We start from the raw sequence: 24,279 nt of genomic DNA, 5'->3' as shown, positions 1-24,279 counted from the left end.
CCTTAGCTCTTCGCGTTCTTCTCGAGAAACTTCGTGGCGTCGCCGACGGTGAGAATCGTTTCCGCGGCGTCGTCCGGAATCTCGCAACCGAATTCCTCTTCGAACGCCATCACCAGCTCGACGGTGTCCAGACTGTCGGCGCCGAGGTCGTCGATGAAGCTCGCGTTGTCGACAACCTTCTCGGGTTCAACACCAAGGTGTTCGACCACGATCTTCTTAACCCGCTCGCCAATGTCACTCATTGCTTAACCTCGTGTTGTTCCCTGTAGACCCGACCCCCCGGGACGATACGAGCCGTCGTGGTCGTTTGACTGCCTTCGCTTACGAACTTTGATTTGGCCCATCCTAACAGATGCGGCCCCGGCGAACGACGGCCAAAGGCTCCGCATCGCCAATATACAGGGTTTCAAAAACCTGCAATGGCGTTCTTTGCCCATCCGTTGAAGGTCCGGTTATCATACTTCAATTGCCTTGACTACAAGCCTCATTTCGCTCCGGAAACGGCCGTTTGCCGCATGCCGCGCCGCCCTGACTGGCGGCGCGGCTCGAGACGTCAGATCATGGCCATGCCGCCGTTGACGTGGATGGTCTGCCCGGTGACGTAGGATGCTTCGTTCGAGCTCAGGTAGACGGCCGCCGCCGCGATGTCCTCGGGCGTCCCCAGGCGGGCGGCCGGAACCTTGGTCAGAATCGTTTCGCGCTGCTTGTCGTTGAGCGCATCCGTCATCGGCGTCTTGATGAAGCCGGGCGCGATGCAGTTCGCGGTGACGCCACGCTTGGCGTATTCGGCGCCGAGCGTCTTGATCATGCCGATCAGGCCTGCCTTCGATGCAGTATAATTGCCCTGCCCCGGATTGCCGGTGACGCCGACCACAGAAGTGATGGCGATGATGCGGCCGAAGCGCTTGCGCATCATCAGCTTGGTCGCGGCGCGCGCCAGGCGGAAGGTCGCGGTCAGATTGACGTTGATGACCTCGTCCCAGTCCTCGTCACGGAGTTGCACGAAGAGGTTGTCGCGCGTGATGCCGGCATTGGCGATGAGAATGTCGACCTGGCCCATCGCTGCTTCCGCAGCCGGCACCAGCGCCTCGACCTCATCGGTCTTGGAAAGATTGCATGGCAGCACATGGGTGCGTTCGCCGAGCTTGCCCGCAAGCTCGTCCAGCACCTCCTTCCGCGTCCCCGATATCGCGACGGTGGCGCCCTGCGCGTGCAGCGCCTGCGCGATCGCGCCGCCGATGCCGCCGGTCGCGCCGGTGACGAGCGCCTTTCGGCCAGTCAGATCGAACATTGATGACTCCTTTACGCCTGCTTCACGGCGGCCAATGCATCCTTGGCGGCGGCAATATCGTTCGGACCGCCGACCGCAACGCCGACGGCACCGTCCGCAATGCGCTTGACGAGACCGGTCAGCACCTTTCCGGCGCCGATCTCGAAGAAGCGGGTGACGCCCTGCCCGGCCATGTAGGCGACCGACTCGCGCCAGCGAACCGTGCCGGTGACCTGCTCGACCAGGCGGCGGCGGATCTCGTCGGGATCGGTGATGGCGCTCGCCAGCACGTTGGATACCAGCGGCGCCGCCGGCGCCTTGATCGTGACCTTCGAGAGCGCCTCCGCCATGGCGTCGGCGGCGGGCTGCATCAGCTTGCAATGGAACGGCGCGGACACAGGCAGCAGCATCGCGCGTTTGGCGCCCTTGGCTTTGGCAATCTCGACGGCGCGATCGACCGCGGCCTTGTCGCCGGAAACCACCACCTGCCCGCCACCATTGTCATTGGCGGCCTGGCAGACCTGGCCCTGCGCCGCCTCGCCGGCGACCTCCAGGGCGGCCTCATAGTCGAGACCAAGCAGCGCGGCCATCGCGCCGGCGCCGACCGGGACGGCCTTTTGCATTGCGAGACCGCGGGTGCGAAGCAGACGGGCGGTATCCGAAACCGTCAGGCTGCCGGCCGCGGCCAGCGCCGAATATTCACCAAGCGAGTGGCCGGCAACGAAGGCCGCGTCTCGCCCGACGGAAAAACCAGCCTCGGCTTCGAGCACGCGCAGGGTGGCGATAGACACTGCCATCAGCGCCGGCTGGGCGTTCTCGGTGAGTTGGAGGGTTTCGGCCGGACCGTCCCAGATGATGGCCGTCAGCTTCTCCCCAAGCGCAGCATCGACCTCGTCGAACACGGCGCGCGCCACCGGAAAGGCGTCGGCCAGAGCCTTGCCCATGCCGACAGCCTGGGAACCCTGCCCAGGAAATGTGAATGCAGCCGTCATCGGCGCTCCCTGCTTGTCAGGCATGATCCTCTCGAGAACCGGCAGCCGATTACGCACGGCCTTGGGCCATGGTTCCGGATCATGCTCCAAAGGGGGCCGTAGACACCGTCCGGGGCCGCACTGTCAAGCCGAGACGGGAACTGGGGCCAGCATTCAACGGGGGAATGGCCCTTAGAACCCGCCGGCAGTCTGGTTGGCATCGACCTCCGCCCCGGCCCGCGCGCGGCGCGCACTGTTGACAAGTTGCCCCGGCCGATCCTCGCGGTTCGGCCTTGCTGTCGCCAGCCGCAGCACCGCCGCGTAATTCGGCTGCACTTCCATCCGGCCGGCGTACCGGCTCGCGCTCAGCAGACGATGCACCTTCGGCAGATTGTAACAGGGCACATAGAACAAGAGATGATGCTCAAGGTGGTAATTCACGTAGTACGGCGCGATGAACAGGCGCTCGAGAAAATTGGCATGCGTGGTGCGGGTGTTGCGCAAAGGGTCATTGCTATCAGGAACGACGGCGTGCTCGGCGATGTTGCGGATGCGGGTGATGACCATCATCCAGGTCAGCAGCGGCACCAGCCAGAGCAGCGGATAGGCCCACCACACACCGGCCCCAGCGAGCGCCGCAAACATGATCGCGTTGACCGCACATTGCGGGCCAAGCATCTGCCAGAAATGCGCCGCACGCTGCCGCCATGACCAGTCCTTTGGCCCGAGCGCGTTGAGCAACTGCGCCTTGCGCTGCTGATAGCCGGTCTGCCCGGTGATATCGCGAATGAACTTGCGGCGGTAGCTCAACTTGGTGATCGGAAACGGCGCCGACAGCACGAGATCGGGATCGTCCTCCTGCTGGGTGCGCGCATGATGCTGAAGGTGATAGCGCCGGTAGCTGCGCGTCTCCGCAAACAGCGGATAGGCGCAGAACCACTGGCTCAAGGCCAGGTTGGTTCTCTCGTCGGCGGACAGGCAGCCATGGGCGCCGTCATGCATCAGGATCGCAAGGCCAAGCTGGCGCGAGCCGATGATGGCGACGGCGAGAACGTAGGTCACCGGATTCGGCAACCATGCGACCAATGCGACGGCACCGATGATCAGCGCCCAGGCGTGCGCGATCAGCGCAGCGCCTTTCCACGTCGCGCGCTCGCGCACCTCGGCCAATTGATCATCGGTCAGGAAATCGCGGGCACGCATGCGAAGCGCGGTCATGGCCTAACCCTCTCCATTCGAATTGCTGGATGCGTCGCGCTCCTCGACGAGACGCAGGCGCCCGGTGTCTTCAGTGGATTTCGCCTGCTCGCCCAGCACGCGCAGCATCTCGGCGCAGAGCTCCTCGGGCGAACGGCCCATCGCGTAGCCTTCGAGAATGACGCCGATGGCGACGGCCCAGAAGCGCCGCGAGCTTTCGTCGGGCGCGCGCAGCGAGCGCCAGCCGTGCCGCTCGACCTGGCCCGCATAGGCGCGCGCGCCTTCGCTGTGCAGGCGCTCGATGGTACGCTCGACCAGCGGTGCGAGATCCTGGCGGCGACGTGTCAATGCCAGCGCTTCGGCGAAGAAGGCGACCGAATCGCCCGCCGTCACGGTCGCGGCCAGCGCGTGGGTGTATTCCCGGGGCGTGCGCGCCTTCAGCGCCGCCTGCTCGGTGGCGCGCGCCAGGTACAAGAGATCGCGGCAGGCGCATTCGACGAACAGCGCCTCCTTGGTGCGGAAGTAATAGGTAATCTGGCTCGGGAACGCGTCCGCGGCGGCTGCGATGTCGGTGATCGACGTGCCGGACAGCCCGCGCTCCCGAAACAGCGGGCTCGCAGCATCCAAGAGCAACGACCGCATCTTGCGGCCGGCCGACCGCGTCGCGCGCGCAGCGTGCTTGGGATCGCCTGCCGCCTCGAGCGGTGCAAAGGCCGACGTTTCCGCCATGGGATCCTCTTCGTTGATTTATTTGTATGACATACAAACAAATAGATCAAGCCGGATGTGGTATGGGAGGATGGGCCTGACCTCGCCGCGACGGGACGATCCGGATCGAAGATGTCCCGTCAACCTTGCAAAGCCGGCCAAAATCCGTATAAGGCGCGCATCCGCAGACCCCGGCCGGGAGCTGAACGGACGGTCTCAGCAAATCATTCGTGATTTTGGTGTGGCAGGGCCAGTCGGCCCGTCGTCCCGTGTTTCCGCCTTCTGAGCTTGATCCCAGAGTCCTTTCCGAAGGTCTCTTAAGGGTTTGACGCCGGGCGATGCGCCAACATGAGGAAAGGACGTCCATGCCTCTTTACGAGCATGTTTTTCTCGCGCGTCAGGACGCGAGCCCGCAGCAGGTCGAAGAGCTGACTGCGCAGATGACCGGCATCGTCGAAGGTCTCGGCGGCAAGGTCACCAAGACCGAGAATTGGGGCGTGCGCTCCCTCACCTACCGCATGAACAAGAACCGCAAGGCGCACTTCGTGCTGCTCAACATCGATGCGCCGTCCGCGGCGATCGCCGAGATCGAGCGCCAGGAGCGCATCAGCGAGGACGTGATCCGCTATCTCAGCGTCCGCGTCGAGGAGCTCGAGGAAGGCCCGTCCGCGATGATGCGCAAGGCCGATCGCGACCGCGAGCGTGACGATCGTGGCGGCGGCTTCCGCGGTGAGCGCGAAGGCGGCTTCCGTGGCGACCGTGAGGGGGGGTTCCGCGGCGATCGCGGCCCGCGCCGCCCGCGTGACGAAGCTGAAACCACGGATGGGGAGTAAGACCAATGGCTGAAGCTGGTGCACGTCGCCCGTTTTTCCGTCGTCGCAAGAGCTGCCCGTTCACGGGCGCCAATGCGCCGAAGATCGACTACAAGGACTCCAAGCTGCTGATGCGTTACGTCTCCGAGCGCGGCAAGATCGTGCCGAGCCGCATCACCGCGGTGTCCGCGAAGAAGCAGCGTGAGCTCGCCCGCGCCATCAAGCGTGCGCGCTTCCTGGGCCTGTTGCCCTACGTCATTCGCTGATACGACCACTTCGACCGGCGGCCAGGCCGCCGGTCGCGACTTCTAGAACTCATAAGGCTTCCGGGTCGTCCGGTCGCCGATGGTTGGGGCAAACGATGCCTCTAACCGCTCGAAGGGAGCGGGACAGCTGATGATGCCATTTGTGCTGATAGCTCTGATCGCCGGCGCCGCGTCGGCCCTGATGTTCGCCTCGATCATCTCGGGCGCACTGATCTCGCTCGTCCTGTTCTATCTCGCACCGCTGCCGCTGATGGTCGCCGCGATCGGCTGGGGACCGCTTTGCGCCAGCCTCGGCGGCATTGCCGCCGCGATCGGGCTCGGCGCCCTGTTCGGCCTGCCCTACTGCATCGCCTTCGCCGTCACCGTCGCGTTGCCGGCCTGGTGGCTCGGCCATCTCGTCCTGCTCGGCCGCCAGGTGGCTGGTGTCGCGCCGGACGCTGCCGAGCCGGAGATCGAGTGGTACCCGGTCGGCCGTATCCTGCTCTGGATCGCAGGCTTCGCCGTGCTGACCACGATCGCCGCTCTGCTCACGCTCGGCACCGACGCCGAAACCATCACCGGCACGCTGCGGCGCGGCCTGATGCGCCTGCTCCGCGCCGCCGACCCGCAAACCTCGGGCGAAGCCAGCCAGTTCGTCGACGCGCTGGTGCACATCGCGCCAGCCGCCGCCACCATCATCGCGATGATGACCCTGACTCTCAATCTCTGGCTCAGCGCCAAGGTGACCGCGACGTCAGGTCGGCTGCGCCGTCCCTGGCCGGATCTGATGACGGCCGAACTGCCGCCGATGACACTGGTGGCGCTCTGTATCGCCCTCGCCCTCTGCTTTACTGGCGGGCTGCTCGCCATCGTCGCGCAGATCGCCACGGCCGCGTTGATGATGGGCTATGCGCTGACCGGTTTCGCCGTGCTGCATACGCTCACGCTCGCGCTGAAGAGCCGCACGTTCTGGCTCGGCTCGACCTACGCCGTCGTCGTCGTGTTCGGATGGCCCGTGATCGCGATGGTGATCCTCGGCCTTGCGGATGCCGTGTTCGGCTTCCGCGAGCGCTTCCTGCGCAGCCGGCAGCCGCCACCACTGCCAACCCCTTAAGTCACCTGAAACTGAAACTTGCAGAACACTTCAAAAGGAGAACGAATATGGAAGTCATTTTGCTGGAACGCGTCAACAAGCTCGGCCAGATGGGCGAAGTCGTGAAGGTTCGCGACGGCTATGCCCGCAATTTCCTGCTCAAGCGCGGCAAGGCGCTCCGCGCCACCGCCGACAACCGGGCCAAGTATGACGGCATGAAGGCCGAGCTCGAGGCTCGCAACCTCAAGGCCAAGGGCGAAGCGTCCAAGGTCGCCGAGAAGATCGAGGGCAAGAACATCATCGTGATCCGCCAGGCCTCCGAAGCCGGCCAGCTATTCGGCTCGGTCACGGTGCGCGACCTCGTCCTCGCCTTCGAGACCGACGGCGTCCATCTCGACCGCCCGCAGGTGCAGCTCGACGCACCGATCAAGGTCATCGGCAAGCACACGGTCACCGTTGCGGTTCACCCCGAGGTCGAGGTCGAGATCACCGTAACGGTCGCGCGCAGCCAGGACGAAGCCGAGCGCATCAATCGCGGCGAGGACATCTCGACCCGCAACGAGGATCGCGATGCGGCCGCCGAGGCGATCGCCGCCGCAGGCGAATTCTTCGATCCGGAAGCCCAGCACGAAGACGTCGTGCCGGCGCCGGCTGCGGAAGAGAAGTAAGAGTACAACACGTCATGCGTGGGCTTGCCCCGCGCATCCATCATCAGGCCTCTTGTTGAAGGATGGATTGCCGGGTCAAGCCCGGCAATGACAATGGAGGGTTGGATCAGCCCGGTCGCCTCAGGCGGCCGGGCTTTTCGCTTTGCCGGCAACATCCTCGCTCAACATCGCGATCGAGGCGAGTGCGGTTGCCGTATGCTTCTCCACACCATCACTGACGCAGAACACATCGGCGGCGACCACCGAGACCTGCCGGCCCGGCTTGATCACCCTGGCGCGGCAGATCAGCTTCTCGCCGACCGCAGGCGACAATAGGTTGAGCTTGTATTCGGCCGTCAGCGCCGGCTGACCGCGCGAGCTGGCGGCTGCGATCGTCGTGGCATTGTCGACCAGGAAGGCGGTGACGCCGCCGTGGAAGAAGCCGTGCTGCTGCAAGAGCTCCGGCCGCCGCTCCACCGCGATGGTGCAGGTGCCGCGCGACAATTCCGAGAGCTCGGCGCCGACCAGGTTCATAAAACCCTGCCGGCCGACATTGGTGTGGATGCGCTCGGCAATTGGCGCGAATTCCGGATCAGCGTCGACTCGCATGCAGTCGTCTCTCCTCATTGCTTGTTGATGCGGTCGCATGGCCTCAGCGCACGATTGGCGCAGGCGATCAGCGTGTCGGCCTCAATTCGCGGATCGGTGCGGTCGCGCCCCGACAGGTAGGCGCGGCAGAAGATCTGCGCCGGACCGATCAGCTGGCTGACGAACATCACCGGCGTCATGGGCAGAAGTTCGCCGCTTGCAACCAGAGGCGCGCGCCAGCGTTCAATGCCTTCGGCAAGCCGCGCATTCTGTGCGCGCTGGGCGTCGCGCACGTCCTCGCCCCATTCGCTGCGCGAGATCTCGAACAGGTAGCGCGCCTCGCGCCGGCTGGTGACGACCCAGTCGAGGTGCGCCCGGATCAGACGATCGATGCCCTGCTCCGCGTCGGGGACGGGATCAAGCGCGGCCAGCACCGCGGCGTGATAGTGCCGCAAAACCTCCAGAAACAGCGCGCCGGCGAGCTCCTTCTTCGAGCCGAAGACGTGAAAGAAGCTGCCATTGGAGGCGCGCGCCCGGGCGCGGATCGCGGCGACCGTCGCGGCTTCGAAGCCGACACGGTCGAACACCATCAGCCCGGCTGCCAGCAGATCGTCGCGCACGCTGTTCGCCATCACGCCTCCGAGAGCATCACTCTAGAGTGTTACTCTACTGCTGGTCAATACGACGCGGAGGCCGCGATGAAGGCGGCCTCCGCATGTCGGTCAAAAGAAGTGGCGGCTTAGCGCGAGATCGGCGGTGCCGGCGGACCGGATGACTCGGCTGGCGCAGCGGGCACGGCTGCAGCGGCGGCGGGCGATGCCTGCTCCTGCTGCGATTTGGCCGCGCGTGCGGAGCTGGCCGCAGGCGCGGCGGGCTTGGAAACAGCCTCTTCCGCCGGCTTGGGCGCCGCCGGCTCGGCAGGCTTTGCGTCGGCAGCTGCAGCCGGCGTCGCTTGCGGGACGGGGTCGGGTGGTAATGCCGGAGCCTCGCGCGGCTCGACCTTCGCGCTATCAGGCTTGGTCTCGACGGGCTTCTCGGATGCCTTGCCGCCATCGGGCTCGGCCTTGGCGCTGTCGGGCCTGACGGTCTCGGCCTTTGGCTCGCTCTTGTCTTCGATAGCCGGGGCGGCAGCATCGACCTTCGGGGCTTCCCCAGTCCCGGGCTTAGCGCGCCGCCTGCCTTTGCGTGGCTCGGGCGCCGCCTGTCCCTCCGGCTTCGCGCCGTCCTCGCCGGGCCGCGCAGCACGCTTCTGACGCGCGCCCTCGGTGGCCGGAGCGGTGCCCTCGCCCTCGGGCCTGGCGGCCTCTTGCGAGCGCTGGCGGCGGCCGTGATGCTCGGGCGACTGGCCCGGCGCGGTGCTCGCTTCCTTCTCCTTGGCGCCGTCCTTCTTGCCGTCCTTGGCCTGGTAGCGGGTGTCGGTGGCACCGTTCGAGACCAGATATGAGGCGAGGATGCCCGCCATGTCCGAGCTCGTGGTGTAGTGCTGGCGCAGGAATCCCGGCAGCGAACCCGGCGCCACGGATTTCAAAAGTCCGCGCGGGCTCTTGTGGCAGGCATTGCAGGTCTGCGCGAAAAGCTGGGACGGGGTCTTGCCGGCCTCGAGGTTCGTCGCCTGCGCAAGAACGGAATCGGCTACACCGAAGCAGATCAGAAGCAACACCGTCACCGTCGCGAGGCTGAGCGCTCGGCTCGACATTCCCATTATCTCCGTTGAATTTAACGCGAATGCAGCCGGCATCCGGCGCGGCGGCGGGTGACCTTTTAACCGATTGAGCCGCGAATGGAAGCAGCCTCACGCGCAAGGATGTGATTAAGCGGTTTTTGAATATCGGCTTTGAGCACAGTGCAATAGCGCGGCTGGAACCGCCTCGCTACATTTAGATGCAAACGCATAGGAACCGCTGCGGCGCCTGGGCGTCAGATGTGAAGGCCGGGTTAGTCGCATCTTTCGGGTTCGCTCGAGAGGAAGTGCCGATGGACCGTTTGTTGCGCAGATTCCTGTCTCAATTCATCCGCCGCGGGTCGATGACGGTGACCAGCGCAAGCGGATCGAAGTTTACCGTCGGCGACGGCTCTGGTGAGCCGGTCGCGGTGCGCTTCGTCACCGCGGACGCGGAGCGGAAGATCCTCATCAATCCCGAACTGGGGCTTGGCGAGGCCTATATGAACGGCGAGTTCGTGGTCGAACGCGGCACCATAGCTGATGCCCTCGCGATCCTGCTCGATCAACCCGACCTATTGCCGCAGTGGGCAAAACCGTGGTGGCACCTGCGCTACCTGACCCGACACTTGAAGCAGTTCAATCCGCGCTCGCGCGCCCGTAGCAATGTGGCGCACCATTACGATCTCGACGGCCGGCTCTATTCGCTCTTTCTCGATGCCGACAAGCAATATAGCTGCGCCTATTTCGAAACGGCTGAGATGCCGCTGGACGACGCGCAGCTTGCCAAGAAGCGGCACATTGCGGCGAAGCTTCTCATCAAGGACGGCCAGCGGGTGCTCGACATCGGCTCCGGCTGGGGCGGCCTAGGGCTCTATCTCGCAGAGATCGCCGGCGCCGATGTCACCGGTGTCACGCTATCGACCGAGCAGTTGCAGGTCGCCAACGCGCGCTCAGCCGAAAAGGGCCTGACGGCCTCGGCCAGATTCCTGCTCCAGGATTACCGCGACATTGATGGTAAGTTCGACCGGATCGTTTCGGTCGGCATGTTCGAACACGTCGGGGCAAGGTTCTACGAGGCCTACTTCCAGCGCTGCGCCGAACTGCTGAGCGAGGACGGCATCATGCTGCTGCATTCGATCGGCCGTTCGCAGGGCCCGGATTCGACCAATCCCTGGATCGCGAAATACATCTTCCCCGGCGGCTACATCCCCGCCCTATCGGAGGTGCTGCCGGCGATCGAGCGCGCCGGCCTCTTGGTCTGCGACATCGAGATCTTGCGCCTGCACTATGCCGAGACGTTGAAGGCGTGGCGGGAGCGCTTCATGGCGCGGCGTGAGGAGGCCGTGCAGCTCTACGACGAGCGCTTCGCCCTGATGTGGGAATTCTATCTGGCGGCCTGCGAGATGACGTTCCGCAAGCAAGCCATGATGAACTTCCAGATCCAGCTCACCCGTCGCCAGGGCGTGGTGCCGATGATCCGCGACTACATCCCGCGGGAGGAAGCCCGGCTGCGGGCGCGTGAAGGCGCGAGCAAGCCCCGGCTCAAGCTGGCTGGTGAATAGGGCCAAGTCTCCTATTGGGCCAAGTCCCTGGTCAGAGGTCCTAGTGGCGCAGGGTCGAAATCCGAGCTGTGCGGAAAGAGGCGGTTAAAGCCAGTTGCGCCCGCAATTCCAGCAGGACCTCGGGTGCGACCGGCTGGCGACGCACGTCAGGGCGTTCAGCCTGCTTCATGGCCGCGATCAACCCGGACAGCCAAAGCCGGCTGCCTGCCTCGCTTCGCCAATTCTGGTGCTGCTGTTCTGGCCGCATCGCTCGCCTCGTGTCCCTGTTGGCGGGGGAAATGGGACAATCTCCGATCCGCCTGCCAGTTCCGGCATTAGCCCCGAAAGAATCCGGGCAGATGTGATCTGCTTCACATAAGTCTGGTCGGGGCTGGCTTAGACCGCCGCCATGAGCAAAAAGACCCAAACCTCATTCGACGTGCAGGACGACCTCCGCACCGATTACGCCCTGATCGTCACCGGCGTCGGGGCGGCCCTGGTTGCGCTGGTCTACCTCCTGTTGGTCTGAACCCGAGCCGAAGCCGGCCGGCGCGCGTCAATTTCGCGCGCTCCTCGATAGGTCTGCGCGCCAGCCGACAGGTTCATGGGGTCCAGGATTTTTCCACGGCGCGACCGCGCGGCCGCTTCCAGCGCGCACCGGTTCCGCGAAAATCTCGTCAAGCGCGGCGCGTGCCGCAGCTGCCAATCATCCACCATTTTAACTGAGCGGTTGATAGCGGCCAGCTTTTGCTTCCGCTTTGGCTTGAGGCGGCGCTTTATCCCGGCCCCGCATCCGCCCAAGAAAATTGCTAAGCACGTCCGACCATGGCCCTGACTGATTCGAACGTTCTCAAACTCGCGCCCGATGCCGGAACTCCCGCCTATCGGAGCGCGCCGCACAATATCGAGGCGGAACAGAGCCTCCTGGGCGCGATCCTGGTCAACAACGACGCCTTCTACCGCGTCTCCGACTTCCTGGAGGCGAAGCATTTCTTCGAGCCGCTGCACCAGACCATCTTCGAGACCGCCGGCAGCCTGATCCGGATGGGCAAGATCGCGACACCCGTCACGCTGAAGACCTTCCTGCCCGCCGACACCGATGTCGGCGGCATGACCATCGGTCAGTATCTGGCGCGGCTTGCGGCCGAAGCCACCACCATCATCAACGCCCAAGACTACGGCCGCACCATCTACGACCTGTCGCTGCGGCGCGACCTGATCGGCATCGGCGAGGACATGGTCAATGTCGCCTATGACGCGCCGGTCGACTTCGCGCCGCGCGCACAGATCGAGGACGCCGAGCGCCGTCTCTACGAGCTCGCCGAATCCGGCCGCTATGACGGCGGCTTTCAGAAATTCTCGCAGGCGCTGACGGTTGCGGTCGATCTCGCCGCAAAGGCGTTCCAGCGCGACGGCAAGCTGTCGGGCATCTCGACGGGCCTGCGCGACCTCGACACCAAGATGGGCGGGCTGCAGCCTTCCGACCTCATCATCGTCGCGGGACGTCCCGGCATGGGCAAGACGTCGCTGGCGACCAACATCGCCTACAACGTCGCCCAGGCCTACGTGCCCGAACTGCAGGCCGACGGCACCATGAAAGCCGCCAATGGCGGCGTGATCGGCTTCTTCTCCTGCGAAATGTCGGCCGACCAGCTCGCCACGCGTATCGTCGCCGAGCGCACCGGCATCCCCTCCTCCCACATCCGCCGCGGCGGCATCTCGGAAGCCGATTTCGAGAAGATCCGCCAGGTTTCGATCGAACTGCAGTCGCTGCCGTTCTATGTCGACGCCACCGGCGGTCTGTCGATCGCGCAGCTGATGGCGCGCGCGCGTCGCCTCAAGCGCCAGAAGGGCCTCGATCTGCTGGTGATCGACTACATCCAGCTGCTCTCAGGCTCGGGCAAGCGCGCCAGCGACAGCCGCGTGCAGGAAATCACGGAGATCACCACCAGCCTGAAAGCGCTGGCCAAGGAGCTCAACGTTCCCGTGATCGCGCTGTCGCAGCTCTCGCGTCAGGTGGAATCGCGCGATGACAAGCGGCCGCAGCTCTCGGACCTGCGCGAATCCGGCTCGATCGAGCAGGACGCCGACGTCGTGCTGTTCGTGTTCCGCGAGGAATATTACCTCGCCATGAAGGAGCCGCGTCCCGGCACCGAGGAGCACGCCAAATGGCAGGCCGACATGGAACGCACCGTCGGCCGCGCCGAAGTCATCATCGGCAAGCAGCGCCACGGTCCGACCGGCACGGTCGAACTGCACTTCGATTCCTCGGTCACGCGCTTCGGCGACCTCGCGCATGACGGCCAGCTGCCGGACCGCAGCGACTACTAGATCGTGCCCCCGGGTTGAACGGCGCGGGCCTCTTGCGTAAAACGGCGCCATGACAATGGCGTCCGACCCGAAAACGATCCCGCAATCCGGCCCTCTCTCCGCACAGGCCAATCAGGCTGCCGCGCTCGCCGCCTATGGCGGCGTGCTGACCGTCGATCTCGACGCGATCATCGCAAATTGGCGCAAGCTCGAGAAGACGGCGGTGCCGGCGGAATGCGCGGCGGTGATCAAGGCCGACGCCTATGGCTGCGGCGCCGCCGAGGTCTCGCGCGCGCTGAGCAAGGCCGGCTGCAAGACCTTCTTCGTTGCCACCATCGAGGAAGCGCGCAAGGTGCGCGCAGCCGTTCCGGAACCCACGATCTACGTGCTCGGCGGCTATTTCCAGAACACCGGCGAGCACTATGCCCAGATCAACTGCCGGCCCGTGATCGGCGATCTCAACGAGCTCGCCGAATGGGACGTGTTCTGCCGCCGCACCGGCTGGAACGGAGGCGCTGCCGTTCACATCGACACCGGCATGAATCGGCTCGGCCTGACCTTATCGGATGCGCAGGCCATCATCCCCCGCATCAACGCCGGGGATCACGGCATCACGCTGGTGATGAGCCATCTGGTCTCGGCCGAGCAGCTCAACAGCCCGGTCAATGCAAGACAGCTCGCGACCTTCCGCAGCATCGCCAGTGAGTTCTCGGGCGTCCCGGCGGCCCTCGCCAATTCCTCCGGCATCTTCCTCGGCGCGCCCTTCCAGTTCGACCTGGTGCGACCGGGGGCTGCGCTCTATGGCGTCAACCCGACCCCGGAAGCCGACAATCCCATGCAGCAGGTGGTCGACCTCAAGGCACGCATCGTGCAGATCCGCACCATCGAGCGCGGCGAGACCGTCGGCTATGGCGGTACCTGGACGGCACGGCGGCCGACCAAGCTTGCGATCATCGCGGTCGGCTATGCCGACGGCTATTTCCGTGCCGCGAGCTCCAATGACGGCACCCGCGGCGCCGAGGTCATCGTGGCCGGCAAACGCTGCCCGATCGCGGGCCGCATCTCCATGGACCTGATTGCCATCGACATCACCGACCTGCCGCCGAACGCGGCGCGACGCGGCCACATGGTGACGCTGCTCGGAGACGGCATCACCGTCGACGAGCTCGCGCACCATTTCGGCACCATCGGTTACGAGGTGCTGACCAGCCTCGGCCACCGCTATGCCCGCGTCTACAAGGGCGGCAATGTTGTCGAGCCGCTGGTCAAGCCTGAACTCGTGCAAGGGGCCGAGCCGCCGCCGGTCGAGCAGCCCGCAAACTCTCCGCGATCGCCGAGCTAAGCGACTCGTGCCCCGGACGCAGCGCGCCGCGATTCGCGGCGTAGTGCGCTGCAGAGCCGGGGCCCATCTCTCAACAGCATACCGTGTCGCCGTCTCGGTCCCGGCTCGCGCTCCGCGCGTCCGGGACGCGAGGTCTACTGCTTCTTCCGGCTGTCGATCGCCGTCTTGCAGGCAGCGCTGAGCTGATCGCGCTTGCCGTTGAGGCAGGCAACGACGCGGCCGCCGCCTGGCGCGACGCCGGCGCAGAATTTGTCATAGTCCGCCTTGCACGCGCCGCGCGGATCGGACGATTGTGCCGATACGCCTCCGGAGAACGCGATGACGAGTGCGATGGCAACAAAGCTCAACTTGGACATTGGATCTCCGGTGACGGAAGGCAGGAGCCGCTAGCTCTACATGAAGATCGCGACATTCAACATCAACAACATCAACCGCCGCCTGCCCAATCTGTTGGCATGGATGCGCGTCGCGAAGCCCGACGTCGTCGCACTTCAAGAGTTGAAGGCAAGTGATGGCGAATTTCCGGCGGCCGCCATCGAAAAGGCCGGCTACGGCGCGGTGTGGTGTGGACAAAAGACCTGGAACGGCGTCGCCATCCTCGCCCGCAACGCCGCGCCCGTGATGACCCGCGATCGCTTGCCGGGAAAGTCGGGCGATCTCGAAGCCCGCTACATCGAAGCCGCCGTGCGCGGCATCATCGTCACCAGCATCTATCTGCCGAACGGCAATCCGCAGCCGGGACCGAAATTCGACTACAAGCTCGACTGGTTCGCGCGGCTGAGGCGCCACGCCAAGACCTTCATCAAGCACGACCTGCCCGTGGTGCTCGCCGGCGACTACAACGTCGCGCCGACGGAAATCGACATCTACCCGACGCGCTCGTGGGACAAGGATGCGCTGATCCAGCCGAAGAGCCGCGCCGCGTTCGCCGCGCTGGTCGAACAGGGCTGGTGCGATGCGATCCGCGAGCTGCATCCGGGCCAGCGCATCTACACCTTCTGGGACTACAAGCGAAACCGCTGGCTGCGCGATGCGGGCCTGCGGCTCGATCATCTCCTGCTCAGCCCCGCCCTCGCCCCGCGTCTGGCCAAAGCCGGCGTCGACAAGAACATTCGCGGCGAGGACGGCGCGAGCGATCATGCGCCGGCGTGGGTGGTGTTGCGGTGACCCTCACCACAAATTCCTGCCGTCGATCACGTTCACCGGCACGGCATCGAGATCGAAGTCGTCGAACAGGCGCGCATTGACGGCGACCTTGGGATTGTCGAAGTCGGGCTTGCCGCTCGACCAGTCCGGCGACTCCGAATAGGTGCCGCAGCCGCAAGCCGCGCAAAAATGGTGTTTGACGGTGCGGCTGCCCCAGAGATACGTCGCGACGTTCTCCGCCGGTGACAGCAATCGAAACTGCGCCGGCGTGTAATAGGCCCACAGCGCGCCGCGCTTGGCGCAGAGCGTGCAGGTGCAGCGCGTCACGCTCGAAGGCGCCTCCGTCACCTCGAACACCGTCTCACCGCAATGACAACTCGCCTCGATCGGCATGATCCGCTCTCCCCATTTGTCAGGAGAGGCTCGTAGCCCGCCCCTGCTGCCAACATGCTGTCAGCAGCGCGGGATGCCAGGACAAAAACATGAAAAACAACCCCATGCACAGTAGCCGATCCCTGTCCGTTCAATGACTTGCGCTTATTCGGAGTTCGGTTTGACTCGTCGGGCAAAACACTGGCAGGATGTCAGCATCCAGGAACTCCACAGGTGCCTCTCGGCGGCGGCGAGTACTCTTCGGGAGGCTCGACGCGATCCGCGTTATTGCTGATGGCCGGTGCACTGCCCGATAGCTGCCCTCGCGTAGAACGCATCGCTCGGGGCGCGGCCCGCGGCTAAACTCTCCCGATTCGTGGAGATCGCCTTGGCCTTCCTCTTCGTCCTCACCGTCGGCCTCATCGCCGGCACCATCTCAGGCATCGTCGGCACCGGCTCGTCGATCATGCTGATGCCGGTGCTGGTTCATGCCTATGGGCCGAAGGAGGCCGTGCCGATCATGGCCGTGGCTTCGGTGATGGCGAATTTTTCCCGGATTTTGGCGTGGTGGCGCGAGGTCGATTGGCGGGCCTGCACGGCCTATTCGGTGACGGGCATTCCGGCGGCTGCACTCGGTGCGCGGACGTTGCTGGCGCTGCCCTCGCATGCGGTCGATCTCGCCATCGGCAGCTTCCTGATCGCGATGGTGCCGGTGCGGCACTGGCTGGCACGGCATGACCTGAAGGCCAATCTCTGGCATCTCGCGATCGGCGGCGCGGTGATCGGCTATCTCACCGGCATCGTGGTCTCGACCGGCCCGCTCAGCGTGCCGCTGTTCCTGTTCTATGGCCTGTCCAAGGGCGCTTTCCTTGCCACCGAGGCGGCCTCCTCGCTCGGCCTCTATTTCGCGAAATCAGTGACCTTCGAGCGTTTCGGCGCGCTGACGGGCGACGTCTTCATCAAGGGCCTGATCGCGGGCTCCTCACTGATGTCAGGCGCTTTCATCGCAAAACGTTTCGTGCTGCATCTGAAGCCGGACGTGTTCCGCCTCGTGATGGACGCGATCATGATCGCGGCCGGGCTCTCGATGCTTTGGAACGCAGCTCAGCCGTGACACGGCGGCGGCTCAGGCAGCGAATTCCGGGGTGATCGATGGGCTCTCGGTGATGACGCGGCTCGCCGCCGCCGGCTGCCCGTCGAGCCAGTGCAGCACGGCCTCGAGCGGCTGCGGCCGCTGATAGAGGAATCCCTGCCCGAGCCCCACGCCCATCTCACGCATGGCCTCGGCCTGATCGGCCCGCTCGATGCCTTCTGCGACCAGGGTCAGCCCCAGCGTGCCGGCGAGCGATGCAATGACGCCGACGATGGCCTTGTCTTCCGCGCTGTCCGGAATCTCCCGGATGAACGCCTTGTCGATCTTGACCTTGTCGAGCGGGAAGCGCCTGAGATGCGCGAGCGAAGAGTACCCGGTGCCGAAATCGTCGAGTGCGATCGTGGCGCCCAAGCGCCGCAGGCGATGCAGCGTCTCGGAGGCGCTGGCGATGTTGTTGATCAGCGATCCCTCGGTGATCTCGAGCTCGAGCAGCGATGCCGCGACACCGAAGCGCGCGCAGGTCGCGCGCAGCTCGGCGGCGAGCGAATGGTCGGCAAGCTCGGACGGCGGCAGATTGATCGCGATCCGGATCTGCGGCCTGCCGGCGGCTGCCAATCGTTGCAACGCCCGGCAGGCATCGGTCAGCACGTAGCGGGTCAGCCGCGCATTGTTGCCGCTGCGCTCGATCAGCGGCAAGAATTCGCCGGGACCGATCAAGCCATGTTCAGGATGGCGCCAGCGGATCAGCGCTTCCAGACCGACGACCTCGTGGCTTTCGAGATCGACCTGGCTCTGGTACCAGACCTCGAACTGCCCTTCGGCGAAACCGGTGGGAATGGCAAGCTCGATATCCCGGCGGCGGCGATAGTCGCGCTGGAGCGCTTCGTCCAGCACGGCGACCGTGCCGGGCGCCTTGCTCTTGGCATGATAGAGCGCGATGTCGGCGAGCGTCGGCAGATGCGACAGCTCCGGATCGTCGGCGTGGCGCACGGCAAGACCGATGCTGGCGCGCGGCACCACCTGCTTGTCGTGAAGCCGGATCGGTTCGGAAATGGCATCGAGCACCTGCTGTGCGAATGCGTGCGCGGCCTGCTCGTTGCTCACCTCGGGACGAATGACGACGAACTCGTCGCCGCCGAGCCGGGCAACCCAGTCCTCCGCTTCGACCGCGCCACGAAGACGCTGCGAAATCTGAACCAGGAACGCGTCGCCGGCCTCGTGACCGAAGGTGTCGTTGATGCCCTTGAAGTCGTCGAGATCGATGAAGCAGAACGCGACCAGCGTACCCGGCGAGCCTCCGTCCCCGCTTGCCACGGCAAGGCGCTCGGTCAGGGCGCGCCGGTTCGGCAGCCCGGTGAGCGGATCGTGCGTGGCCATGTGCCCGAGCCGGTCCAGCGCGCCTGACGTCGTGTGCTGCATGGCGTTGAAGGCGCGCGCGAGTTGACCGAATTCGTTCGAGGATGTGACGTCGGCCGGATAGGCGCGGCCGTCCTGCTTGCTGCGCTGGATCGCCCACATCATGGCCGCGAGCGGCCTGCCGATGAAGATGTTGGCTGATATCCGCATGGCGATCAGCGTCGCAAACGTCGCGAGCAGGCCGACGACCAGCAGCAGCACCAGGCGGCTGCCCGCATCCGCATACAGCGTCGTACGGGAATAGGCGATGGCGATGCGGCCGGCCTGAACGGCCATGTTGCCGTTGCTGTAGTGGATGGGGCGCGAGACCTCCGCGACCGACTGGCCTTCGGGGCGCGCGACCACGCGGGCGATCGCGGCGCCGGTGTCGTCATAGACCGCCGCCGCCGCGATGGTCTCGTCGTGCATGATCTCGTTGAGCACGCCCGTGACCTGGTCGTAGCGCATCTTCCAGAGCGGCTCGGCGATCAGCTCGGCCCGGCTCTCGGCGACGCGGACCATGCGGGCGTCGAGCTGCCTGACCTGCGACCAGAAGCTCGATGCTTCGACGCCGGCGGAGGCGAGCAGTTGCACCAGCAGCAGAACGGGCACCGTGGCCCAGATCATCGCGTGGACGACCGAGCGCAAGCGCGGTGGCGCTCCCTCCTGGTTGCAGTCCGGATCGATCATCGCCTCGTCCTTGCGCATCAGTCCGCGACGCCTTCTGCAAGCGGCAGCGACGAGATGAGCGCATCGAGAGAGAAGTCGTATTGGCCGCAGCGGCCGGCCTTCGCCCGGAACCGCGTAAAGTCGATCCGGTCGAACGCACGCATCCTGATGAGGTCGCCGATCGAAGCGAGATTGTCGCGCGTGATCGCCGACGTCTTGACCTCGACGCGGGGGGAAACGGCTGCGAAATCGCAACCGTCGGCATAGTCGCGCAGGAGAACAATCGACCAGCCGCCGAGCAGGAAATGCCCGCCGTCGGTCAGGAGCAGACGACCCGCCTTGATCTCGCGCAGCGCGTCCTCGGACCAGTTGAGACCCACCACCTGGATGTTCCGACCGGGCACGAGGCCGGCAGCGATCACCGCGTGCAGCGCGCCGAGTGCCATCGGATCGTTTCCGGCCCAGATGCCGGCAGGCCGGATCTCCTTGCGAGAAGCCCAGCCCAGGTAGTTGGCTGTGACCCGCTCGGCCTCCGACTCCGTCCAGTTGGCGAACAGAAGTCGGTCCACCACGACGTCTGGCGCGGCATCCACAGCGAGCTTGAGACCGGCGTTACGGGCGATCGAGGCGGGTGTGATCTCGTCGCCGCCGATGCCGAGGATGTGGATCTTGCCGTCGGGGCTCTGCCATTTCTCGGCACGCGCCACGCCGATCAGCGCATTGGCCATCCGGGCGCCCGCGGTTTGAAGATCGGTGGTGATGTCGCCGAGCCAGGTCTTGAGCTTCTGACGTGGCGGTCCAAGACGCGCCGCATCCTGGCCGATCAGCGTGTTCGAGAGCAGCAGCGTCTTGACGCCCGCAGCCTCGGCCGCCTCCAGGATCGGGACGGCGGCGGACTCCTCGTTCGACAGGATGAGGAAATCGGGCTTGTCGGGACGCGCCACCACGCTAAAGCCGAGCTCCTGCATGGTGCGGTAATTCCGCTCGCTGGTCAGCACCTCGACATGCGCGTCGAGCTTGCGGCCGGCAGCCTGCATGCTCTGCGCGACCATGTCCCAGAAGACCTCGCCGGTCTTGCCGGGGTTGACGAAGACGATGTCGAGGGGCTTGGCAAGGCTACGGCCGGCGGACGCGAAAACGCCGCAGGCCATGCCCGCAGCGAGCAATATTCGCAAGAATCTCGTCATTTCTCTTCGCCGCCCCCCAATGGTTCCGAGATTGGACCTGCGTCCGCTAACATTTGGCAAAATCCAAGCGGGCACCGCAGCGCAGAGCTAACGAAAGGTATATCCACCGTGCCGAATCGAGATCATGGAAGCGCCGGCGATCAGGGCGCTATTTCCGTGCTATCAGCAATCTGAAACCCGCGACTCGCTATCCTCATGGCCAAATCCACCCTTTCCTTCGTCTGCCAGAACTGCGGCGCGGCCTATAACCGCTGGCAGGGCAAATGCGAGTCCTGCGGCGAGTGGAATACGCTCGCGGAAGAAGACACCGGCGGCAACGTGCCGGTGTCGATCCGCTCCAAGCGCAAGGGGCGGACGTTTGCGCTGGAGAGTCTCGCCGGAAAAAGCCCGGATGCGCCGCGCCTGTCCTCGGGGATGACCGAGCTCGACCGCGTCACCGGCGGCGGCTTTGTCCGCGGCTCGGTGCTGCTGGTCGGGGGCGATCCCGGTATCGGCAAGTCGACGCTGCTGACGCAGGCGACCAGCCTGCTGGCGCGCGCCGGCCATCGCGTCGTCTACATCTCCGGCGAAGAGGCGGTCGCCCAGGTGCGGCTGCGCGCCGAGCGGCTCGGCCTGTCGGACGCGCCGGTACAGCTCGCGGCCGAAACGTCCGTGGAGGACATCGTCTCGACGCTGTCGGAGGGCGCGGTGCCCCGGCTGATCGTGATCGACTCGATCCAGACCATGTGGACCGACACCGTGGAGTCCGCGCCCGGCACGGTGACGCAGGTGCGCGCTTCGGCCCAGGCGCTGATCCGCTTCGCCAAGAAGACGGGAGCGGCCATCATCCTGGTCGGCCACGTCACCAAGGACGGCCAGATCGCAGGGCCCCGGGTGGTCGAGCACATGGTCGACGCGGTGATGTCGTTCGAAGGCGAAGGCTCGCAGCAATTCCGCATCCTGCGCGCCGTGAAGAATCGCTTCGGGCCGACCGACGAGATCGGTGTGTTCGAGATGACGGGCCTCGGCCTGCGCGAGGTCACCAACCCCTCCGAATTGTTCCTGTCCGAGCGCGATCTCGGCACGCCCGGCACCGCAGTCTTTGCGGGCATCGAAGGCACGAGGCCCGTTCTGGTCGAATTGCAGGCGCTGGTGGCCCCGACCTCGCTCGGCACTCCGCGCCGGGCCGTGGTCGGCTGGGACCCGAGCCGACTCTCGATGGTGCTGGCCGTGCTGGAGGCCCATTGCGGGGTCAAGCTGTCCGGCCACGACGTCTATCTGAACGTCGCGGGCGGCCTGCGCATCCAGGAGCCCGCGGCTGATCTCGCCGCTGCCGCGGCGCTGGTGTCGTCCCTGGTTAATGCGCAGTTACCGACCGATGCGGTCTATTTCGGCGAGATCTCGCTGTCCGGCGTGGTGCGCCCGGTGGCGCAGACCCCGGCCCGGCTGAAGGAAGCGGCGAAACTGGGCTTTCAGCGCGCCGTGCTGCCCGAATCGGCCCGCGGCGAGCCCGGCGGCGATGCCGGATTGTCGCTCAACGCGGTGAACAGCCTGACGACGTTGGTGGCCGAGATCGCCGCCCGCGGCTCCCGCCGGGGCGAATCGAACCCGCCAGCCGAGAAAAATGCCACACCGGCAAGATTCCGCCGTGAACAGGGTTAGCTGGAGGTGACGTCGCAGGTCCCCACCGCTATACAGCCGTCACAAAAGCAGCATGGGATTGCGTGGTTGCGGCCTTGCCGGGAACGCCGTCTGCCCTTCTTTTAGGGCAACGGCCAAACACCGATTCGGCTAGAGCATCTTTGAAGTACGAGCGGACCAGACCAGCCGATGCCAGTAACACTCCTCGACCTGATCCTGCTCGGTGTGATGCTGATTTCGGGCCTGCTCGCCATGGTCCGCGGCTTCATGCGCGAAATCCTGTCGATCGCAGCCTGGGGTGCGGCTGCGATCGTGACGCTCTATTCCTTCTCGAAGCTGCTGCCGACCGCCAAGAGCTATTTCAACAACGACACAGTCGCGAGCGTGGTCGTCGTTGCGGGCGTATTCGTCGGCACCCTGATCGTGGTCTCCGTGATCACGGTCCGGATCTCCGACATGATCCTGGATTCGCGCATCGGCGCGCTGGACCGCACCCTGGGCTTCCTGTTTGGCCTGGCTCGCGGCCTTTTGATCGTCGTGGTCGCCTTCCTGTTCTTCACCTGGCTGGTGCCGGACAAGCAGCGTCCGGACTGGGTCACGGGGGCCAAGTCGCGCGTGGTGCTCCAGGGAACCGGGGATTGGCTGATGGCCCTCTTGCCTGACGATCCCGAGAACACCATCTTGAAGAGATTCAAGAAAAACAAACCAGATGATGATCAAGCTGAATCCGAGCAGCAGCCTTCGGGCAGTGGCGACGGATACAGCAAATCTGCTCGTGACGGCATGAAAAAGCTGATCGAGAAACCTGCGGCGCGTTGATAGAGCCCTAAAGAGAGGCGCGGACGAGATGCGACACCCTGACCAGGACGCCCAACTTGATCTCGATCCGAGCGCCGGTCCGGGTCCGGCGGCGCTGGAACTTCAGGACGATCTGGAAGGCGATACGTTGCGCGAGGAATGCGGCGTCTTCGGCATCTACGGTCACCCTGATGCGGCCGCGATCACCGCGCTCGGCCTTCACGCCCTCCAGCACCGCGGCCAAGAGGCCGCCGGCATCGTCTCCTACGACGGCAGCCGCTTTCACTCGGAACGCCGCCTCGGCCTCGTCGGCGACACCTTCTCCCGCCGCGAGGTGATCGACCGCCTGCCCGGCAGTGTGGCGGTCGGCCATGTCCGCTATTCCACCACCGGCGCCACCATCCTGCGCAACGTGCAGCCGCTATTCGCCGAGCTCAATGCCGGCGGCCTTGCAGTGGCCCACAACGGCAATCTCACCAACGGCCTGACGCTGCGCCGCGAGCTCGTGAAGCACGGCGCGATGATGCAGTCGACCACCGACACCGAGGTGATCCTGCACCTGGTCGCGCGCTCCAAGCGCGCCCGTTTCATCGAGCGCTATATCGACGCGCTGCGCGAGATCGAGGGCGCCTATGCGCTGGTCTCGCTGACCAACAAGAAGCTGGTCGGCGCGCGCGATCCGCGCGGCATCCGCCCGCTCGTGCTCGGCGAGCTCGACGGCTGCCCGATCCTGACCTCGGAGACCTGCGCCCTCGACATCATCGGCGCGCGCTTCGTGCGCGACATCGAGCCGGGCGAGGTCATCGTCTTCGACGAGAACGGCCAGGACATCCACAAGCCGTTCCCGCCGATGGCGCCGCGCCCCTGCATCTTCGAATACATCTATTTCGCCCGCCCGGATTCCATCGTTCACGGCCGCTCGGTCTACGAGGTGCGCAAGGCCTTCGGCGCGCAGCTCGCGCGCGAGAGTCACGTGCCGATCGACGTCGTGGTGCCGGTACCGGATTCCGGCGTGCCGGCCGCAGTCGGCTACAGCCAACATTCCGGCGTGCCGTTCGAGCTCGGCATCATCCGCAACCATTATGTCGGCCGCACCTTCATCCAGCCGACGCAGGCGATCCGCGAATCCGGCGTGCGCATGAAGCATTCGGCCAACCGCGCCGCGATCGAAGGCAAGCGCATCATCCTGATCGACGACTCGCTGGTGCGCGGCACCACCTCGAAGAAGATCGTGCGCATGATGCGCGATGCCGGCGCCAAGGAAGTGCATTTCCGTCTCGCTTCGCCGCCGATCCTCTATCCGGATTATTACGGCATCGACCTGCCCGACCGCGGCGGCCTCCTGGCCGCAACACACTCGCTGGAGGAGATGCGCGAGATCATCGGCGCCGACTCGCTCGCCTTCCTGTCGATCGACGGCATGTACCGCGCCATGGGCGAGCCCGGCCGCGACCCCGCCAATCCGAAATTCTCGGACCACTGCTTCACCGGGGCCTATCCGACCCACCTCACCGACCAGACCCAGACCGAGCCGCAGCCGCGGCAATTGTCCCTGCTGGCGGAAGCGAGCTGAAGGCGCAGCGGTCATCCCGGGGCGTCCGTAAGGACCGAA

The 24,279-nt window shown here is 65.4% G+C and carries 25 protein-coding genes; 12 read left to right on the top strand and 13 right to left on the bottom strand.

Translation table 11 applies throughout. The annotated features are described in order from the left end of the window. Positions 1–2: 2 nt before the first annotated feature. The 5 genes from EAV90_RS10900 to EAV90_RS10880 form a co-directional block, all read right to left on the bottom strand. On the bottom strand, positions 3–242 hold the full coding sequence (locus EAV90_RS10900) for an acyl carrier protein (RefSeq protein WP_008551805.1): 240 nt from the start codon (positions 240–242) through the stop codon (positions 3–5). Positions 243–553: 311 nt separating this feature from the next. Then, a complete protein-coding gene (gene fabG / locus EAV90_RS10895; protein WP_122403579.1) occupies positions 554–1,291 on the bottom strand; it encodes a 3-oxoacyl-[acyl-carrier-protein] reductase in 738 nt (245 codons plus the stop codon). 11 nt (positions 1,292–1,302) lie between these two features. Beyond that, complete coding sequence (gene fabD / locus EAV90_RS10890) at positions 1,303–2,262, bottom strand: ACP S-malonyltransferase (RefSeq protein WP_129143388.1); 960 nt, start codon at positions 2,260–2,262, stop codon at positions 1,303–1,305. Positions 2,263–2,433: 171 nt separating this feature from the next. Then, positions 2,434–3,459, bottom strand: coding sequence for a fatty acid desaturase family protein (locus EAV90_RS10885; RefSeq protein ID WP_129143379.1), 1,026 nt, complete (start codon positions 3,457–3,459; stop codon positions 2,434–2,436). A gap of 3 nt (positions 3,460–3,462) precedes the next feature. Further along, positions 3,463–4,167 carry a TetR/AcrR family transcriptional regulator C-terminal domain-containing protein gene (locus tag EAV90_RS10880; protein ID WP_129143378.1) on the bottom strand — a complete coding sequence of 235 codons (705 nt, stop codon included), beginning with the start codon at positions 4,165–4,167 and terminating at the stop codon, positions 3,463–3,465. 344 nt (positions 4,168–4,511) lie between these two features. Between EAV90_RS10880 and rpsF the strand changes: the two genes are divergently transcribed. The 4 genes from rpsF (at position 4,512) to rplI (ending at position 6,964) form a co-directional block, all read left to right on the top strand. After that, positions 4,512–4,979, top strand: coding sequence for a 30S ribosomal protein S6 (gene rpsF, locus EAV90_RS10875; RefSeq protein WP_024338128.1), 468 nt, complete (start codon positions 4,512–4,514; stop codon positions 4,977–4,979). A gap of 5 nt (positions 4,980–4,984) precedes the next feature. Then, entirely contained in the window at positions 4,985–5,224 is a 240-nt protein-coding gene (rpsR, locus tag EAV90_RS10870; RefSeq protein WP_007592020.1) for a 30S ribosomal protein S18, read from the top strand. Between the two features lie 130 nt (positions 5,225–5,354). Further along, a complete protein-coding gene (locus tag EAV90_RS10865) occupies positions 5,355–6,317 on the top strand; it encodes a DUF2232 domain-containing protein (RefSeq protein WP_122403582.1) in 963 nt (320 codons plus the stop codon). A 47-nt stretch (positions 6,318–6,364) separates the two neighbouring features. After that, the gene (gene rplI / locus EAV90_RS10860; RefSeq protein WP_122403583.1) at positions 6,365–6,964 is read left to right on the top strand and encodes a 50S ribosomal protein L9; all 600 of its coding nucleotides are present in this window, start codon (positions 6,365–6,367) and stop codon (positions 6,962–6,964) included. A 120-nt stretch (positions 6,965–7,084) separates the two neighbouring features. Here rplI and EAV90_RS10855 read toward each other — a convergent pair whose 3' ends face one another. From EAV90_RS10855 to EAV90_RS10845, 3 genes are all read right to left on the bottom strand, one after another. After that, entirely contained in the window at positions 7,085–7,552 is a 468-nt protein-coding gene (locus tag EAV90_RS10855; RefSeq protein WP_122403584.1) for a PaaI family thioesterase, read from the bottom strand. 14 nt (positions 7,553–7,566) lie between these two features. Continuing rightward, entirely contained in the window at positions 7,567–8,163 is a 597-nt protein-coding gene (locus tag EAV90_RS10850) for a TetR/AcrR family transcriptional regulator (protein ID WP_122403585.1), read from the bottom strand. Positions 8,164–8,270: 107 nt separating this feature from the next. After that, on the bottom strand, positions 8,271–9,227 hold the full coding sequence (locus EAV90_RS10845; RefSeq protein ID WP_164936863.1) for a prolipoprotein diacylglyceryl transferase: 957 nt from the start codon (positions 9,225–9,227) through the stop codon (positions 8,271–8,273). A 278-nt stretch (positions 9,228–9,505) separates the two neighbouring features. On the opposite strand from EAV90_RS10845, the gene EAV90_RS10840 reads away from it, so the two are divergent. After that, complete coding sequence (locus tag EAV90_RS10840; protein WP_162500309.1) at positions 9,506–10,756, top strand: cyclopropane fatty acid synthase; 1,251 nt, start codon at positions 9,506–9,508, stop codon at positions 10,754–10,756. Between the two features lie 40 nt (positions 10,757–10,796). Here EAV90_RS10840 and EAV90_RS10835 read toward each other — a convergent pair whose 3' ends face one another. Next, positions 10,797–11,003: a transcriptional regulator gene (locus EAV90_RS10835; protein ID WP_129143377.1), complete on the bottom strand. Its 207-nt coding sequence runs from the start codon at positions 11,001–11,003 to the stop codon at positions 10,797–10,799. A gap of 557 nt (positions 11,004–11,560) precedes the next feature. Between EAV90_RS10835 and EAV90_RS10830 the strand changes: the two genes are divergently transcribed. Next, the gene (locus tag EAV90_RS10830; RefSeq protein WP_122403589.1) at positions 11,561–13,066 is read left to right on the top strand and encodes a replicative DNA helicase; all 1,506 of its coding nucleotides are present in this window, start codon (positions 11,561–11,563) and stop codon (positions 13,064–13,066) included. A 55-nt stretch (positions 13,067–13,121) separates the two neighbouring features. Then, entirely contained in the window at positions 13,122–14,387 is a 1,266-nt protein-coding gene (gene alr, locus EAV90_RS10825) for an alanine racemase (RefSeq protein ID WP_164936870.1), read from the top strand. Between the two features lie 134 nt (positions 14,388–14,521). On the opposite strand, the gene EAV90_RS10820 is transcribed toward alr, so the two are convergent. Further along, a complete protein-coding gene (locus EAV90_RS10820) occupies positions 14,522–14,743 on the bottom strand; it encodes a cysteine rich repeat-containing protein (RefSeq protein ID WP_122403601.1) in 222 nt (73 codons plus the stop codon). A 40-nt stretch (positions 14,744–14,783) separates the two neighbouring features. On the opposite strand from EAV90_RS10820, the gene EAV90_RS10815 reads away from it, so the two are divergent. After that, complete coding sequence (locus EAV90_RS10815) at positions 14,784–15,554, top strand: exodeoxyribonuclease III (RefSeq protein WP_129143375.1); 771 nt, start codon at positions 14,784–14,786, stop codon at positions 15,552–15,554. Positions 15,555–15,557: 3 nt separating this feature from the next. On the opposite strand, the gene EAV90_RS10810 is transcribed toward EAV90_RS10815, so the two are convergent. Beyond that, positions 15,558–15,926 (bottom strand): GFA family protein, encoded by a 369-nt coding sequence (locus EAV90_RS10810; protein WP_129143374.1) that lies wholly within the window; start codon positions 15,924–15,926, stop codon positions 15,558–15,560. 367 nt (positions 15,927–16,293) lie between these two features. Between EAV90_RS10810 and EAV90_RS10805 the strand changes: the two genes are divergently transcribed. Beyond that, positions 16,294–17,019, top strand: coding sequence for a sulfite exporter TauE/SafE family protein (locus EAV90_RS10805; RefSeq protein ID WP_129143373.1), 726 nt, complete (start codon positions 16,294–16,296; stop codon positions 17,017–17,019). A gap of 12 nt (positions 17,020–17,031) precedes the next feature. Here EAV90_RS10805 and EAV90_RS10800 read toward each other — a convergent pair whose 3' ends face one another. Continuing rightward, the gene (locus EAV90_RS10800; protein ID WP_129143372.1) at positions 17,032–19,101 is read right to left on the bottom strand and encodes a putative bifunctional diguanylate cyclase/phosphodiesterase; all 2,070 of its coding nucleotides are present in this window, start codon (positions 19,099–19,101) and stop codon (positions 17,032–17,034) included. Continuing rightward, positions 19,101–20,249, bottom strand: a complete 1,149-nt coding sequence (locus EAV90_RS10795) for an ABC transporter substrate-binding protein (RefSeq protein WP_129143371.1) — start codon at positions 20,247–20,249, stop codon at positions 19,101–19,103. The genes EAV90_RS10800 and EAV90_RS10795 overlap by 1 nt, the downstream gene beginning before the upstream one ends. Positions 20,250–20,444: 195 nt before the next feature. Between EAV90_RS10795 and radA the strand changes: the two genes are divergently transcribed. From radA to purF, 3 genes are all read left to right on the top strand, one after another. Further along, positions 20,445–21,890, top strand: a complete 1,446-nt coding sequence (radA, locus tag EAV90_RS10790) for a DNA repair protein RadA (RefSeq protein WP_129143370.1) — start codon at positions 20,445–20,447, stop codon at positions 21,888–21,890. Positions 21,891–22,058: 168 nt separating this feature from the next. Continuing rightward, positions 22,059–22,688 carry a CvpA family protein gene (locus EAV90_RS10785; RefSeq protein ID WP_122403607.1) on the top strand — a complete coding sequence of 210 codons (630 nt, stop codon included), beginning with the start codon at positions 22,059–22,061 and terminating at the stop codon, positions 22,686–22,688. Positions 22,689–22,716: 28 nt separating this feature from the next. Further along, complete coding sequence (purF, locus tag EAV90_RS10780) at positions 22,717–24,240, top strand: amidophosphoribosyltransferase (protein WP_129143369.1); 1,524 nt, start codon at positions 22,717–22,719, stop codon at positions 24,238–24,240. Positions 24,241–24,279: the final 39 nt, after the last annotated feature.

The organism is Bradyrhizobium vignae (genome assembly GCF_004114425.1).
GTDB classification, from domain to species: Bacteria; Pseudomonadota; Alphaproteobacteria; order Rhizobiales; family Xanthobacteraceae; genus Bradyrhizobium; species Bradyrhizobium vignae.
Note: the sequence above shows the minus strand (reverse complement) of the source record. Positions and strands in the feature narration are given on the sequence as shown.

Excerpts from the sequence above, each read along its gene's own strand:
- EAV90_RS10900 (WP_008551805.1), bottom strand. The coding sequence starts at position 242 with ATGAGTGACATTGGCGAGCGGGTTAAGAAGATCGTGGTCGAACACCTT.
- fabG (WP_122403579.1), bottom strand. The coding sequence starts at position 1,291 with ATGTTCGATCTGACTGGCCGAAAGGCGCTCGTCACCGGCGCGACCGGC.
- fabD (WP_129143388.1), bottom strand. The coding sequence starts at position 2,262 with ATGACGGCTGCATTCACATTTCCTGGGCAGGGTTCCCAGGCTGTCGGC.
- EAV90_RS10885 (WP_129143379.1), bottom strand. The coding sequence starts at position 3,459 with ATGACCGCGCTTCGCATGCGTGCCCGCGATTTCCTGACCGATGATCAA.
- EAV90_RS10880 (WP_129143378.1), bottom strand. The coding sequence starts at position 4,167 with ATGGCGGAAACGTCGGCCTTTGCACCGCTCGAGGCGGCAGGCGATCCC.
- rpsF (WP_024338128.1), top strand. The coding sequence starts at position 4,512 with ATGCCTCTTTACGAGCATGTTTTTCTCGCGCGTCAGGACGCGAGCCCG.
- rpsR (WP_007592020.1), top strand. The coding sequence starts at position 4,985 with ATGGCTGAAGCTGGTGCACGTCGCCCGTTTTTCCGTCGTCGCAAGAGC.
- EAV90_RS10865 (WP_122403582.1), top strand. The coding sequence starts at position 5,355 with ATGATGCCATTTGTGCTGATAGCTCTGATCGCCGGCGCCGCGTCGGCC.
- rplI (WP_122403583.1), top strand. The coding sequence starts at position 6,365 with ATGGAAGTCATTTTGCTGGAACGCGTCAACAAGCTCGGCCAGATGGGC.
- EAV90_RS10855 (WP_122403584.1), bottom strand. The coding sequence starts at position 7,552 with ATGCGAGTCGACGCTGATCCGGAATTCGCGCCAATTGCCGAGCGCATC.
- EAV90_RS10850 (WP_122403585.1), bottom strand. The coding sequence starts at position 8,163 with ATGGCGAACAGCGTGCGCGACGATCTGCTGGCAGCCGGGCTGATGGTG.
- EAV90_RS10845 (WP_164936863.1), bottom strand. The coding sequence starts at position 9,227 with ATGTCGAGCCGAGCGCTCAGCCTCGCGACGGTGACGGTGTTGCTTCTG.
- EAV90_RS10840 (WP_162500309.1), top strand. The coding sequence starts at position 9,506 with ATGGACCGTTTGTTGCGCAGATTCCTGTCTCAATTCATCCGCCGCGGG.
- EAV90_RS10835 (WP_129143377.1), bottom strand. The coding sequence starts at position 11,003 with ATGCGGCCAGAACAGCAGCACCAGAATTGGCGAAGCGAGGCAGGCAGC.
- EAV90_RS10830 (WP_122403589.1), top strand. The coding sequence starts at position 11,561 with ATGGCCCTGACTGATTCGAACGTTCTCAAACTCGCGCCCGATGCCGGA.
- alr (WP_164936870.1), top strand. The coding sequence starts at position 13,122 with ATGGCGTCCGACCCGAAAACGATCCCGCAATCCGGCCCTCTCTCCGCA.
- EAV90_RS10820 (WP_122403601.1), bottom strand. The coding sequence starts at position 14,743 with ATGTCCAAGTTGAGCTTTGTTGCCATCGCACTCGTCATCGCGTTCTCC.
- EAV90_RS10815 (WP_129143375.1), top strand. The coding sequence starts at position 14,784 with ATGAAGATCGCGACATTCAACATCAACAACATCAACCGCCGCCTGCCC.
- EAV90_RS10810 (WP_129143374.1), bottom strand. The coding sequence starts at position 15,926 with ATGCCGATCGAGGCGAGTTGTCATTGCGGTGAGACGGTGTTCGAGGTG.
- EAV90_RS10800 (WP_129143372.1), bottom strand. The coding sequence starts at position 19,101 with ATGCGCAAGGACGAGGCGATGATCGATCCGGACTGCAACCAGGAGGGA.
- EAV90_RS10795 (WP_129143371.1), bottom strand. The coding sequence starts at position 20,249 with ATGACGAGATTCTTGCGAATATTGCTCGCTGCGGGCATGGCCTGCGGC.
- radA (WP_129143370.1), top strand. The coding sequence starts at position 20,445 with ATGGCCAAATCCACCCTTTCCTTCGTCTGCCAGAACTGCGGCGCGGCC.
- EAV90_RS10785 (WP_122403607.1), top strand. The coding sequence starts at position 22,059 with ATGCCAGTAACACTCCTCGACCTGATCCTGCTCGGTGTGATGCTGATT.
- purF (WP_129143369.1), top strand. The coding sequence starts at position 22,717 with ATGCGACACCCTGACCAGGACGCCCAACTTGATCTCGATCCGAGCGCC.